Genomic DNA, 13,356 nt, shown 5'->3' with positions numbered 1-13,356 from the left:
GCCGACGAACATGGCCGACGAACATGGCCGGCCGCCGCGGCCCTCGTGACGCGGGCGTGGCGACACGGCCAGCCCACTCGGCCAGCCCACTCGGCCGGCCGGCTCGCCGGCGAGCGTCGCCGGCGAGGCGTGGCTGGCCGTCTCGGCCGTGCGAGTGTGTCGGCCGGCGTGGTCCATGCCGGCGTGGTCCCTGCCGGCGTGGCTTCGGCGGCGCGGCTTCGGCCGTGCGGATGGGCGGTGCTACGACGCCCGTGCCGGTGTTCGCTGCCGATGGCGCTGCCGATGCGACCCTCGCGAGGCGGTCGTGGCGACACGGTCGGCCACCGCGGCCGGGCACCGTGGCCAGCATCCCCGGCCACCATCCCCGGCGAACGTGGCCGGCTGGCGCGGCCGTGCGAGTGTGGCCGGCGGCGCGCCTCTGCGAACGTGGCCGGCCGGCGCGGCCCGTGCCGACGTGCCTTCGGCATCGCGGCCCTGGCGAGACGACCTCGCCACCGCGACCTCGCCACCGCGGGCCCGCGGTGGCGAACCCGGTGCCGTCGGCCGCCACGGTGGCTCGCCCGACGGGCTTGTTGCCCGGGGCGGCACCGGTCAGACTTCTCGGCATGTCCCCGCTGCCTCCCCTCCCGCGTTCCCGCCGCCCGCGCCTGCCGCGCCGCGCCGTGCTGGCGCTGCTCGCCGCGGTCCTGCTCGTCCCGGCCACGGCGACCCCGGCCACGGCGACCCCGGCCACGGCGCCGACCAAGCCGAAGTCCCCGGTCGCCACCGGCTACCTCGGCGCGGTCGCCAGCGTCGACGCCGACGCCTCCGCCATCGGGCTCGCCGTGCTGCGCCAGGGCGGCAACGCCGTGGACGCGGCGGTCGCCACCGCCGCGGCGCTGGGCGTCACCGACCCGTTCTCCGCCGGCATCGGCGGGGGCGGGTTCCTCGTGTTCCACGAGGCGGCCACCGGCCGGGTGCACACCCTGGACGGCAGGGAGACCGCGCCGGCGTCGGCCGACGCGAACCTGTTCGTCGAGGACGGGGCACCGATCCCGTTCGCCGAGGCGGTCACCAGCGGCCTGTCCGTCGGGGTTCCGGGCACCTCGGCGACCTGGCGGGACGCGTTGCGCCGGTGGGGCACCCGGTCGCTGCCGGCGCTGCTGCGACCGGCGGAGCACCTCGCCCGCCGCGGCTTCGCGGTGGACTCCACCTTCCACGAGCAGGTGGCCCGCAACGCCGACCGGTTCCGCGACTTCCCGGCCACCCGCGAGTTGTTCCTCCCCGGCGGCGCCCCGCCGGCCGTCGGGTCGCGGTTCCGCAACCCCGACCTCGCTGACACCTACGCCACGCTGGCCACGACCGGCACCGCCGCGCTGTACCACGGCGAGCTGGCCGCCGACATCGCCCACACCGTGCGGCGGCCGCCGGTGGACCCCAACGCCACCCGTACCGTCCGGCCCGGCGGGATGACCGAGGCCGACCTCGCCGGATACCGGACGGTCGAGCGGGAGCCCACGCACACCCGGTACCGGGGGCTGGACGTGTACGGCATGCCGGCGCCCTCGTCCGGCGGGATCACCGTGGGAGAGGCGCTGAACATCCTGGAGACGGTCGACCTGGGCCGCCTTGACCGCACCGACTACCTGCACTACTTCCTCGAGTCCACCCGGTTGGCCTTCGCCGACCGCAACCGGTGGATCGGCGACCCCGCGTTCGTGGACGTGCCGGCCCGCGAGCTGCTCAACCAGGAGTTCGCCGACACCCGGGCGTGTCTGATCGACCCCGCCCGCGCGCTGGAGAGCCCGGTGCCGCCGGCCGATCCGCGCGACCCGAAGCCGTGCGCCCAGGCCGCGACCGCGGCGCCGACCCCGTACGAGGGCGAGCACACCACGCACCTGACCACCGCCGACCGGTGGGGCAACGTCGTGGCCTACACGCTCACCATCGAGCAGGAGGGCGGCAGCGGCATGGTGGTGCCGGGCCGGGGCTTCCTGCTCAACAACGAGCTGACCGACTTCTCGTTCACCCCGGTGACCCCGGGGGTGCCCGACCCGAACCTGCCGGCCGCCGGCAAGCGGCCGCGCTCGTCGATGGCGCCGACCATCGTGCTGCGCCACGGCCGACCGCTGCTCGCGCTCGGGTCCCCGGGCGGCGCGTCGATCATCACCACCGTGACGCAGGTGCTCACCGGCCGGCTCGACCGCGACCTCCCGCTGGCCGACGCGATCGCCGCCCCGCGGGCCTCGCAGCGCAACAGCGCCAGGACGCAGGTCGAGGAGGCGTTCCTGGCCCAGCCGGAGACGGCGCGGCTGGTCGCCAGGGGGCACCGGTTCGCCGAGCGGCCGAGCGAGATCGGTGCGGTCACCGGCGTCGAACGGCTCCCCGACGGCCGCTGGCTGGCCGCGACGGAACCCGAGCGCCGCGGCGGCGGGTCCGCCAGGGTCGTGCTCCCGGTACGCCTGCCCTGGGACCGGTGACGGCGCCGGAACCGCCGCGCGGGCAGGCGGGAGCGGACACGATGTGGGCAGGGAAGGAGGCGAGATCATGGCGGTGCCCGCGCTCGAACGCCCGTTTGACCCACTCGTGGACCTCGACGGGCTGTGGACGCTCGACCTGGCCCGGCGTTACCTGCCGATCGACGGCATGCCTCCCGCACGGTACGAGGCCGAGGACGGGAGACTGATCATGAGCCCTCGGGAAGGCAGCGCGAACAGTTGGGCTGCGGCCATGCTGCCGCACCAGCTCATGCCCGCCGCACGCGCCGCGGGGCACGCCGCGTACACCGCCCTGAACGTGCGCACTGGCATCATCGCTCCGGGTGGCCCGCCGGCGCCGCTACCGTTGGGTGGATGACGACACCGGAGATCGCCGTTCTCGCCGTTCCCTACGACTCGGGTCACTCCGGGGAGCGGATGGGCGCGGGGCCGGGCCACCTGCTCGACCACGGCCTGCTCGACCGTGCCGGGCCCGGCGCCCGCGCCGAGACCGTGCGCCCGGCGGACGGGTTCGCCGGCGAGATCGCGTCCGCGTTCCGCGTGCAGGCCGCCCTGGCCGAACGGGTCCGGGCGGTTCGCGCGGGCGGGCGCGCCCCACTGGTGCTCGCCGGCAACTGCAACACCACGGTGGGTGTGGTGGCGGGGCTGCGTGACCCGGACGTGGACCACCTCGGTGTGGTGTGGTTCGACGCGCACGGCGACTTCAACACCCCGGAGACCAGCACCAGCGGCTTCCTCGACGGCATGGGCCTGGCCGTGCTCACCGGCGACTGTTGGCGTCCGATGGCCGCGTCCGTGCCCGGCTTCCGGCCGCTGCCCGAACGGCACGTCGTGCTCGCCGGCATCCGCGACGTCGACGCGGCCGAGCGGGACCGCATCGAGCGCAGCGCGCTGCACGTCCTGCCGCCCGACCGGGTGAACCGGGCCGGAATGGCCGCCGCGCTGACCGGGCTGCCCGCCACGGTCCGCCGGATCCACCTGCACCTCGACCTCGACGTGCACGACCGGGACACGGTCGGCCGGGCCAACCCGTTCGCCGTGCCGGGCGGCCCGGACGCCGCCGGGGTGCGCGACGCGGTGGCCGCGGTCGCGGCCGCCCACCCGGTCGTCAGCGCCACGATCTCCGCCTACGACCCGGCCGCGGATCCGGCGGACCGGCTACGGTCCGTCGCGCTCGATCTGGCCGAGCAGGTCGCCGCGCTGCTCCACCCGCCGGCCCCCGCGTAGCCGGCCCGGTGGGCAGGGGCGTGCGGACCTTGGCGGCGATGGGACACCACCCGGGGAAGGCACGCCAGGGCCGGACGCCCCGCCGATCCGGTGCCACCGTGGGTGTGCGTGACGGCGCAGGCGGGAAAGGTCCGCCGGCTAGACTGGCCGGCGATGTCCACTTCTCCGAGCTCCACCCGCCGCGGGGTGCGGTGATGCGGCTGGTGTTCGCCGGCACCCCCGAGCCGGCCCTTCCCTCCCTGCGCGCCCTGCTGGCGTCGGACCGGCACGAGGTGGTCGCGGTGGTGACCCGCCCGGACGCGCCCGCCGGCCGCGGTCGTCGACTGGTCCGCTCCCCGGTCGGCGCGCTCGCCGACGAGCACGGCATCGAGGTGCTGACCCCACCGCGCGCGGGCGACCCCGCGTTCCTCGACCGGCTGCGCGCGCTGGCCCCGGACGCCTGCCCGGTGGTGGCCTACGGCGCGCTGCTGCCGCGGTCCGCGCTGGACATCCCCCGGCACGGCTGGGTCAACCTGCACTTCTCGCTGCTGCCGGCGTGGCGCGGCGCCGCCCCGGTGCAGGCCGCGATCCGCGCCGGCGACGAGCTCACCGGCGCCTCCACCTTCCGCATCGTCCACGAGCTGGACGCCGGGCCGGTGTACGGCGTGGTCACCGAGAAGATCACCGGTAATGACACCGCCGGCGTCCTGCTGGACCGGCTGGCCCACTCCGGCGCCGCGCTGCTGGTGTCCACGATGGACGGTATCGAGGACGGCACGCTGCGCGCCGTTCCGCAGCCGGCCGAGGGGGTGAGCTACGCGCCGAAGGTGACCGTGGACGACGCCCGGGTCCGGTTCGACGTGCCCGCGGTCGCCGTGGACCGGCACGTGCGGGCGATGACCCAGGACCCCGGTGCGTGGGCGGAGTTCCGCGGCAGCCGGCTCAAGCTGGGCCCGGTGTTCCTGGTCGACCCCGCGGACGCACCGTCGCTGGCCCCGGGGGAGCTGCTGGTCGAGCGCCGGCGGGTGCTGGCCGGCACGGCGAGCACCCCGGTGGGCCTCGGCGAGGTGCAGGCGCAGGGCAAGAAGCGGATGGCCGCGACCGACTGGGCCCGCGGCATTCGGATCGAGCAGGGGGAGCGGCTGGCATGAACCGGGAACGACGCGACCGGCCACGGAACCGGCCGGCTCCCCGGCGCGAGTACGCCGGGCGCCGGGAGCACGCCCCGCGCCGCCCCGTGCCCACCGACCCCGCGCGCCGCGCCGCGCTGGACGTGCTGCACGCCATTCGCGAGCGGGACGCCTACGCCAACCTCGTGCTGCCCGAACTGCTGCGGGAGCGGCGGATCACCGGCCGGGACGCGGCACTGGCCACCGAGCTCACCTACGGCGCCGCCCGCGCCCAGGGTCTGCTCGACGCGATCATCGCCGCCTGCCTGGACCGGCCACTGGACAAAGTGGACGGCGCGGTGCTGGACGGTCTCCGGTTGGGCGCGTACCAGCTGCTGCGCACCCGGATCCCCGAGCACGCCGCGGTCACCTCGACGGTCGACCTGGTCCGCGCGGACGCCGGCTCGCACGTCGCTGGCTTCGTCAACGCCGTGCTGCGCTCGGTCTCGGCCAAGGACGAGGAGACCTGGCTGGCCGAGCTCGCCCCCGACCCGACCGAGGACCCGATCGGCAGCCTCGCGCTACGCACCGCCCACCCGCGGTGGATCGCCCGCGCGTTCGCCGAGGCGCTGGGCGACACCGGCGCGGAGCTGGCGGCCGCGTTGCGGGCCGACGACGAGCGCCCCGCGGTGCACCTGGTCGCCCGACCCGGTGAGATCAGCGCGGAGGAGCTGGCCGCGATCACCGGCGGTGAGGTCGCGCCCTATTCGCCCTACGGCGTGCACCTGCCGCCCAGTGGCGGCGACCTCGCCGACTCCGAGCCGATCAGGGAACGGCTCGCGGCGGTGCAGGACGAGGGCAGCCAGCTCTGTGCCCTCGCCGCGCTGGCCGCCCCGGCCGAGGGGCCCGACCACCGCTGGCTGGACCTGTGCGCCGGCCCCGGTGGCAAGGCGGCGTTGTGGGGTGCGCTGGCCGCGTCGACCGGCGCCACCGTCGACGCCGTGGAGAAGGCACCGCACCGGGCGCGGCTGGTCGAGCGGGCCATCGAGGGGCTGCCGGTCACCGTGCACGTCGCCGACGGCCGCGAGTCCGGACTGCCCGGCGGGTACGACCGGGTGCTGGTGGACGCGCCGTGCACCGGGCTCGGTGCGTTGCGTCGGCGGCCGGAGGCACGGTGGCGGCGCCGCCCCTCCGACGTCGCCGAGCTGACCCGGCTGCAGAGCGAGCTGCTCGCCGCGGCGTTCGCGCTGCTGCGCCCGGGCGGCGTGCTGGCCTACGTCGTGTGCTCGCCGCACCTGGCCGAGACCGAGGGGGTCGTCGCCGCCGCGGCCCGCCGGGCGCGGGCGGCCACGCTCGACGCCCGCGAGCTCTTCCCCGGCGTCCCCCAGCTGGGCGACGGACCGTACGTGCAACTGTGGCCGCACCGGCACGGCACCGACGCGATGTTCTGCGCGGTGCTGCGCGCGCCGGAGTAGCGGGCGCCGATGACCCGGCTGCTGGGACTGGTCGCCAGCTCGTGCGGTGGCGTCGAGACGCGCTTGTGCGCCGAGCTGGCCGGGCCCGCCGCCCGGCGCGGCTGGCGGCTCGCCGTCACGCTCACCCCCACGGCGGCGCGGTGGCTGGCCGCCACCGGCGAGCTGGACCGACTGCGCGGGCTGACCGACCTCGAGGTCCGCAGCACGTCCCGGCTGCCCGGCCAGCCCCGGCCGCATCCGGATCCCGACGTGTTCCTGTTCGCCCCGGCCACCGCCGGCTCGGTGGCGAAGCTCGCCCTCGGCCTCGCCGACAACCAGGCGCTCACGGTGCTGGGCGACGCGCTCGGTGAGCCGGGGGTGCGCATGGTGGTCGGGTACCAGGTGCGGGACGCTCGCGACCGCCACCCGGCCTGGTCGAACCACCTCGCCGTGCTGGCCGGCGCGGGGGTGCGCACCCACCGGCTGGCGCTGGATCGGCCCTGGACCGAGGTGCTCGACCTGCTGCCCGGTCCGGGCGCGTGAACGCGGCGGCCGGCCGCGGGCAACACCGGACGTGAGGATCAGCACCGAAGAAGTGCCGGCCGGCGACTCCGGATCCGACGCCGACGGCCGGCCCGACCTGACGGGGCCGCATCCCGGCGGGGTGTTCGGCCGGCTGTTCGGCCGGCACGCCCGGCCGCTGCACCGGTACCTGGCTCGGCGAATCGGCGACGTGGCCGACGACCTGGTGACCGAGACGTTCCTGGTGGCGTTGCAGACCCGGGAGCGGTACGACCCGGCCCGCGGCACCGCCCGGTCCTGGCTGTACGGGATCGCGACCAACCTGCTCCGCCGTCACGTGCGGCAGGAGGTGCGCGGCCTGCGCGCCGCGACCCGCGCCGCCGGCGGGACCGAGACCGGGACGACCACGGCAGCCGGGTCGCCGACCGGGTCGACGCGCAGGCCAGAGCCCGCCGGCTGGCCGGCGCGCTCGCCGACCTCGACGCCGGGGACCGCGACGCCCTGCTGCTGACCAGCTGGGCCGGCCTGGACTCGACCGAGGTGGCCGAGGCGCTCGGCATCCCGGTCGGCACCGTCCGCTCCCGGCTGCACCGTGTCCGGCGCCGGCTGCGTGGCCACGCCGTCGAGCAGCCGGCGGCCTCCGATGTCCCAGCGCAGGAGGACCAGTCATGACCGACCACACCATCCGTCGGATCTGGAGCGAGGCCGAGCTCGACGAGGCTCTGGCCGAGCTGGGCGCCGGCGCGCGCACCGACGAGGACGCGCTGGCCAGGGCCCGCGCCACCCTGCTGGCCGCCGCCGAGCGCACCGGCGCCGCACCGGCCCGCACCGCGCCCGACGAGGAACAGGGGATCACCATGACCGAACCAGCCGGCACCGAGGAGCCCGCCGCGGCCGAGCCGGCCGGTCGGCGGGACGCGGCTCGGCGCCGCTGGCGCTGGGTGGGTGCCGCCGCGGCCGTAGCGGTGGTGGCCGCCGGAGTCCTGGTCGCCCAGACCGTCTCGTTCGGCGGGCGCCCACCGGCGTCCGCGGAGGCGGCCGAGGCCCTGGACCGGGCGGCGGTCAGCACGATCGGCGCGGTGGACGATCCGGTCGGCCCCGGCCAGTACCGCTACGTCGGCACCCGGGCGTGGTGGAGCGCCATGACGGAGAAGGACGGGCGGACGTTCGTCCGGCTCACGGAGAACCTGCTGGAGACCTGGGCCCCGGCGAAGGAGACCGACGAGTGGCTGCTGCGCCGGGACGTGACCGGCGAGCGGCGGTGGGTGGTCGGCACCGAGCAGGAGGCCGTGGCCGCCGGGGTGGACACCACGGGTGGCTGGCCCGAGGGCGAGTGGCGCGCGCCGTGCGGTGGCTTCTTCGCCGAGCAGGGCGAGGATCCGTGCGCCCGGCCGGGCGGGTGGCAGAACCCCACCGCCGAGTGGCAGGCGAGCCTGCCGAAGGACCCGCAGGCGCTGTACGAGCGGCTGGCCGCGGACGCCCCGGACAACGACCGGGGGGACGTCGAGCTGCTGGTCTACGCCGCCGACGCGCTGCGCAGCGGGCTGCTCACCAAGGACGTCCGGGCCGCGCTGTACCAGGCGCTGGCAAAGGTTCCGGGCCTGGAGGTGACCGACCGGCAGGCCAACCTGGACGGCCGGATCGGCACGGCACTCGGCATGGACGACGGCACCTCGCGGGAGGAGATCATCATCGACCCGGAGACCGGTCGGTTCATCGGGGAGCGCGAGGTCCTGGTCGAGGACAGCGGCGCGATCCCGGCCGGCACCACGATGAGCTTCACCGCGGTGACCACGGCGGTGGTCGACGAGAGGGGAGTCAGGCCCGCGAGCTGACGGCCACGCCGACGAGGGGTCCGCACGCGTCGGGGCGTGCGGACCCCTCGTACACTCGCCCGCGTGTCCTCCCGACCGATGATCGCCCCGAGCATCCTGTCCGCCGACTTCGCCCGACTCGGCGCGGAGATCGAGGCTGTCGCCGGCAACGACCTCGACCCTCGCGCCCGCGCCGACTGGGTGCACGTCGACGTCATGGACGCACACTTCGTGCCGAACCTGACGATCGGCCTCCCGGTGGTGCGGTCCCTGCTGGAGGTCACCGACGTGCCGCTGGACTGCCACCTCATGATCGAGGACCCGGAGCGCTGGGCCCCCGGCTACGCCGAGGCCGGCGCGTACAACGTCACCGTGCACGCCGAGGCCGCGAAGGACCCGGTGCGGATCGCCAAGGACCTGCACGCCGCCGGGGCGAGGGCCGGGCTGTCGATCAAGCCCGGCACCCCGCTCGACGACGTGGTGGACGTGCTGCGGCACTACGACACGCTGCTGGTGATGTCGGTCGAGCCCGGCTTCGGCGGCCAGGAGTTCGTCCCCGAGGCGCTGGACAAGGTGCGCACCGCGCGCCGACTGGTGGACACCGGGCACCTGGACGTGCTGGTGGAGATCGACGGCGGGATCAACGACGAGACCATCGAGCGGGCCGCCGAGGCCGGGGTGGACTGCTTCGTCGCCGGATCGGCCGTCTACGGCGCCGACGACCCGGCGCGGGCGGTGGCGGCGTTGCGGGCGCGGGCCGCGCGGGCGGGCGCGGCACACTGACGATCATGGAGGACGGGTCGCGCGACGAGCGGGCGATGCGCGCCGCGATCGAGCTGAGTACCGCGGTGCGCGGCACCACCAGCCCGAACCCGCCGGTGGGCGCCGTGGTGCTCGACCCGGCCGGGCGGCTCGTCGGGCAGGGCGCGACCCAGCCGCCGGGCGGCCCACACGCCGAGGTCGTCGCGCTCCGGCAGGCGGGGGAGCGGGCCCGCGGCGGCACCGTGTACGTCACCCTCGAGCCGTGCGACCACCACGGCCGCACCCCACCCTGCACGCGGGCGCTGCGCGACGCGGGCGTCGCGGCCGTGCGCTACGCCGTCGCCGACCCCAACCCGGCGGCCGCCGGTGGCGCCGCCACGCTGCGCGCCGCCGGGGTCGACGTCCGGGCCGGCCTGCTCGCCGGCGAGGTGGCGGCCGGGCCGCTGCGCGCGTGGCTGCACTTCGCCCGCACCGGCCGGCCGCACGTCACCTGGAAGTACGCCGCGACCCTCGACGGCAGGAGCGCCGCCGCCGACGGCACCAGCCGGTGGCTCTCCGGCGCCGAGTCCCGCGCCGAGGTGCACCGGCTGCGTGGCATGGTCGACGCCGTGGTCGCCGGCATCGGCACCGTGCTGGCCGACGACCCGCGGCTGACCGCGCGCACCCCGGACGGTGCGCTCGCCGCGCGCCAACCGTTACGCGTGGTGGTGGGTTTCGGAGAAGTCCCGGCCGGCGCGCGGGTGTTGGATGGAGCGGCGGAGACCCTGCGGGTACGGTCCCACGATCCGCACGCCGTGCTCACCACGCTGGCCGAGCGGGGCGTGGTGGACGTGCTGCTGGAGGGCGGTCCGCGGGTGGCGGGCGCGTTCGCCGCGGCGGGCCGGATCGACCGGATCCTCGCCTACGTGGCGCCGCTGCTCCTCGGCGCGGGTCCGGCGGCGCTGGGCGAGGCGGGCGTGTCGACCGTCACCGAGGCACACCGCTGGACGGTGGAAGGGGTCACCATGAGGGGAGGCGACGTGCGGATCTCGGCCGTACCGGCGCCGCGACCGGGAGGCGAGTGAGGGTGTTCACCGGCATTGTCGAGGAGATCGGTGAGATCACCGCGGTCGAGCAGGTGCCCAACGCGGCCAGGATGACCATCCGCGGTCCGGTGGTGACCACCGACGCCCGGCACGGCGACTCGATCTGCGTGAGCGGCGTGTGCCTGACCGTGGTCGACGTCTCCGGCAGCGACTTCAGCGTCGACGTGGTGCACGAGACGATGACCCGGTCCAGCCTGGCGAAGCTGCGCGTCGGCGACCTGGTGAACCTGGAGCGGGCCACTCCGGTCGGCGGCCGGTTCGGCGGGCACGTCGTGCAGGGGCACGTCGACGGCACCGGGGTGTTCCTCTCCCGCGACCCGCAGGGCCTGACCCGGTTCGCGCTGCCGCCCGCGCTGGCCCGCTACGTGGTCGAGAAGGGTTCCATCGCGGTCGACGGGGTGTCGCTCACCGTGGCGGGGGTGACGGAGGAGGAGTTCGCCGTCGCGCTCATCCCGACCACGATGGAGCTGACCACGCTGGGCCGCCGCGATCCGGGTGACCTGGTGAACCTCGAGGTGGACGTGCTGGCGAAGTACGTCGAGAAGCTGGCCGCGCCGCACCTGGGGGCGGCCGCGGGGGACAATGGAGCCGGCAAGGAGGTCGGGCGTGAATGAGGTGCGGGAGGCCGGCGTGGCCGTGGTGAAGGACGTGGCCGCGGAGATCGACCGGGCCGTGGCGGACATCAGGGCCGGGCGCCCGGTGATCGTGGTGGACGACGAGGACCGGGAGAACGAGGGCGACCTGATCTTCGCGGCGGAGAAGGCCACCCCGGAGCTGCTGGCGTTCATGGTCCGCTACACGTCCGGCTACGTGTGCGTGCCGTTGACCGAGCAGGACTGCCAGCGGCTGGACCTGCCGCCGATGTACCACACCAACCAGGACGCCCGGGGTACCGCGTACACGGTGACCGTGGACGCGGCCGAGGGCGTCAGCACCGGTATCTCCGCCGCCGACCGGGCGCACACCATCCGGCTGCTGGCCGACCCGGGCTCGCGGCCGCACGACTTCCGCCGGCCGGGGCACGTCGTCCCGCTGCGCGCCAAGGAGGGCGGCGTGCTGCGCCGGCCCGGCCACACCGAGGCCGCGGTGGACCTGGCCCGGCTCGCCGGCCTGCGCCCGGCCGGGGTGCTCTGCGAGATCGTGTCGCAGAAGGACGAGGGCGACATGGCCCGCCGTGACGAGCTGGAGGTGTTCGCCGCCGAGCACGACCTGGCGCTGATCACCATCGCCGACCTGATCGCCTACCGGCGGCGCACGGAAAAGCAGGTCGAGCGGGTCGCCGAGGCGCGGATCCCGCTGGCCGCCGGCACGTTTCGCGCGATCGGCTACGACAGCCTGCTCGACGGGATCGAGCACATCGCGTTCGTCTACGGCGAGATCGGTGACGGCGAGGACATCCTCGTGCGGGTGCACTCGGAGTGCCTCACCGGCGACGTGTTCGGCTCGCTGCGCTGCGACTGTGGACCGCAGCTGGACGCCGCGCTGCGTGCCGCGGTCGCCGAGGGGCGCGGCATCGTGCTCTACGTCCGCGGCCACGAGGGGCGCGGCATCGGGCTGCTGCACAAGCTGCAGGCGTACCAGCTGCAGGACGCCGGCGCGGACACGGTGGACGCGAACCTGGCGCTCGGGGTGCCGGCCGACGCGCGCGACTACGGCACGGGCGCGCAGATCCTGTCCGATCTGGGGGTGCGCTCGATGCGGCTGCTCACCAACAACCCGGCCAAGCGGGTCGGCCTGGAGGGCTACGGCCTGCGGGTCACCGGCCGGGTGCCGCTGTCGATCTCGCCGAACCCGGAGAACCTGCGGTACCTGCGCACCAAGCGGGACCGGATGGGCCACGAGCTGTCCCAGCTCGAACACTTCGACGAGGTCGGCGCCGGCGCGTTCTTCACCGCTGAGCCGGGTACGGACCCGGTGCTCACCCCGGAGGCGACGCCGGCGGCAGAGCGGGATGGCGAGGAGACGGCATGAGCGGTGAGGGGCGGCCGGAGATCGAGGTCGACCTGTCCGAGTGCGCGGGCCTGCGGCTGGCCGTGGTGGCCACCCGCTGGCACCCGCGGATCAGCGGCAGTCTGCTGGAGAGCGCGCTGCGGGCGGCGCGCGAGGCGAAGCTCGCCGAGCGGCCGACGGTGGTGCGGGTGGCCGGCGCGATCGAGCTGCCGGTGGTGGCGCAGTCGCTGGCCCGCACGCACGATGCGGTGGTGGCGCTGGGCGTGGTGATCCGCGGCGGCACCCCGCATTTCGAGTACGTCTGCGACGCGGTGACGGCGGGGCTGACCCGGGTGGCGCTGGACGAGGGCACGCCGGTGGGCAACGGGGTGCTCACCTGCGACTCCGAGGAGCAGGCGCTGGACCGTGCCGGTCTGCCGGACTCGCGGGAGGACAAGGGCTACGAGGCCGCGGTGGCCGCGCTGGACACCGCGCACGTGCTGCGCGGCCTGCGGCAGCCGTGGACCGAGCGGGGCTTCGTGTGACGGTGGCCCCCGACGAGCAGGTGGTGCTGCGCCCGCGGCGGGTGGTGTGGCTGGCGTCGGTGTTGGCGGTGGTGCTGGTGACGGTGTTCGTCGTGGTGGCGCTGCTGTTGCGGCACTCGGACACCGGGGTGATCTTCCAGGTCAGCGACCAGGTGGCGATGATCGGCATCGGGGTGCTGATGGGCGCGGCGTCGATGCTGCTGGCGATGCCGCGGGCCCGGGCCGACGCCGACGGGATCGAGGTGCGCAACGTCCTGACCACGCGCCGGTTCCGCTGGTCGGAGGTGCTCGCGGTGACCTTCCCGGACGGGGCCGCGTTCGCCCGACTGGAGCTGCCCGACGACGAGTACCACCCGGTGCTGGCCGTGCAGGCGGTGGACCGGGAGCGGGCGGTGGCGGCGGTGCGCGCCCTGCGCCGGCTGCACCGCCGCGCGCACGGCGGCTGAGCGCGTT

At 75.9% G+C, this 13,356-nt stretch carries 15 protein-coding genes; all 15 read left to right on the top strand.

The window, feature by feature from the left end; genetic code table 11:
* Positions 1-605 precede the first annotated feature (605 nt).
* Positions 606-2,459, top strand: coding sequence for a gamma-glutamyltransferase (gene ggt / locus BM051_RS21785; RefSeq protein WP_092533533.1), 1,854 nt, complete (start codon positions 606-608; stop codon positions 2,457-2,459).
* A 67-nt stretch (positions 2,460-2,526) separates the two neighbouring features.
* Positions 2,527-2,835: a hypothetical protein gene (locus BM051_RS21780; protein WP_092533530.1), complete on the top strand. Its 309-nt coding sequence runs from the start codon at positions 2,527-2,529 to the stop codon at positions 2,833-2,835.
* Entirely contained in the window at positions 2,832-3,704 is an 873-nt protein-coding gene (locus BM051_RS21775) for an arginase family protein (RefSeq protein ID WP_092533527.1), read from the top strand. The genes BM051_RS21780 and BM051_RS21775 overlap by 4 nt, the downstream gene beginning before the upstream one ends.
* 194 nt (positions 3,705-3,898) lie before the next feature.
* On the top strand, positions 3,899-4,834 hold the full coding sequence (gene fmt, locus BM051_RS21770; RefSeq protein WP_092533524.1) for a methionyl-tRNA formyltransferase: 936 nt from the start codon (positions 3,899-3,901) through the stop codon (positions 4,832-4,834).
* Positions 4,831-6,267 carry an RsmB/NOP family class I SAM-dependent RNA methyltransferase gene (locus BM051_RS21765; RefSeq protein ID WP_092533521.1) on the top strand — a complete coding sequence of 479 codons (1,437 nt, stop codon included), beginning with the start codon at positions 4,831-4,833 and terminating at the stop codon, positions 6,265-6,267. The genes fmt and BM051_RS21765 overlap by 4 nt, the downstream gene beginning before the upstream one ends.
* A gap of 9 nt (positions 6,268-6,276) precedes the next feature.
* Complete coding sequence (locus BM051_RS21760; protein WP_092533518.1) at positions 6,277-6,789, top strand: flavoprotein; 513 nt, start codon at positions 6,277-6,279, stop codon at positions 6,787-6,789.
* Between the two features lie 31 nt (positions 6,790-6,820).
* Positions 6,821-7,279: an RNA polymerase sigma factor gene (locus BM051_RS21755; RefSeq protein WP_424923302.1), complete on the top strand. Its 459-nt coding sequence runs from the start codon at positions 6,821-6,823 to the stop codon at positions 7,277-7,279.
* A complete protein-coding gene (locus BM051_RS30705; RefSeq protein WP_424923304.1) occupies positions 7,225-7,440 on the top strand; it encodes a sigma factor-like helix-turn-helix DNA-binding protein in 216 nt (71 codons plus the stop codon). The genes BM051_RS21755 and BM051_RS30705 overlap by 55 nt, the downstream gene beginning before the upstream one ends.
* A complete protein-coding gene (locus tag BM051_RS21750) occupies positions 7,437-8,603 on the top strand; it encodes a CU044_5270 family protein (protein WP_092533515.1) in 1,167 nt (388 codons plus the stop codon). Before BM051_RS30705 ends, BM051_RS21750 begins: the two co-directional genes overlap by 4 nt.
* Before the next feature lie 78 nt (positions 8,604-8,681).
* Positions 8,682-9,365 carry a ribulose-phosphate 3-epimerase gene (gene rpe / locus BM051_RS21745; protein ID WP_092533512.1) on the top strand — a complete coding sequence of 228 codons (684 nt, stop codon included), beginning with the start codon at positions 8,682-8,684 and terminating at the stop codon, positions 9,363-9,365.
* A gap of 5 nt (positions 9,366-9,370) precedes the next feature.
* Positions 9,371-10,408, top strand: a complete 1,038-nt coding sequence (gene ribD, locus BM051_RS21740; protein WP_092533509.1) for a bifunctional diaminohydroxyphosphoribosylaminopyrimidine deaminase/5-amino-6-(5-phosphoribosylamino)uracil reductase RibD — start codon at positions 9,371-9,373, stop codon at positions 10,406-10,408.
* A gap of 2 nt (positions 10,409-10,410) precedes the next feature.
* Positions 10,411-11,043 carry a riboflavin synthase gene (locus BM051_RS21735; RefSeq protein WP_092533506.1) on the top strand — a complete coding sequence of 211 codons (633 nt, stop codon included), beginning with the start codon at positions 10,411-10,413 and terminating at the stop codon, positions 11,041-11,043.
* A gap of 22 nt (positions 11,044-11,065) precedes the next feature.
* Positions 11,066-12,400, top strand: a complete 1,335-nt coding sequence (locus BM051_RS21730) for a bifunctional 3,4-dihydroxy-2-butanone-4-phosphate synthase/GTP cyclohydrolase II (protein ID WP_092533845.1) — start codon at positions 11,066-11,068, stop codon at positions 12,398-12,400.
* Positions 12,397-12,903: a 6,7-dimethyl-8-ribityllumazine synthase gene (ribH, locus tag BM051_RS21725; RefSeq protein WP_092533503.1), complete on the top strand. Its 507-nt coding sequence runs from the start codon at positions 12,397-12,399 to the stop codon at positions 12,901-12,903. The genes BM051_RS21730 and ribH overlap by 4 nt, the downstream gene beginning before the upstream one ends.
* Entirely contained in the window at positions 12,900-13,349 is a 450-nt protein-coding gene (locus tag BM051_RS21720) for a PH domain-containing protein (protein ID WP_243859686.1), read from the top strand. The genes ribH and BM051_RS21720 overlap by 4 nt, the downstream gene beginning before the upstream one ends.
* Positions 13,350-13,356 lie beyond the last annotated feature (7 nt).

The sequence above is a fragment of the Amycolatopsis arida genome (assembly GCF_900115565.1).
Taxonomy (GTDB): Bacteria; Actinomycetota; Actinomycetes; order Mycobacteriales; family Pseudonocardiaceae; genus Yuhushiella; species Yuhushiella arida.
Note: the sequence above shows the minus strand (reverse complement) of the source record. Positions and strands in the feature narration are given on the sequence as shown.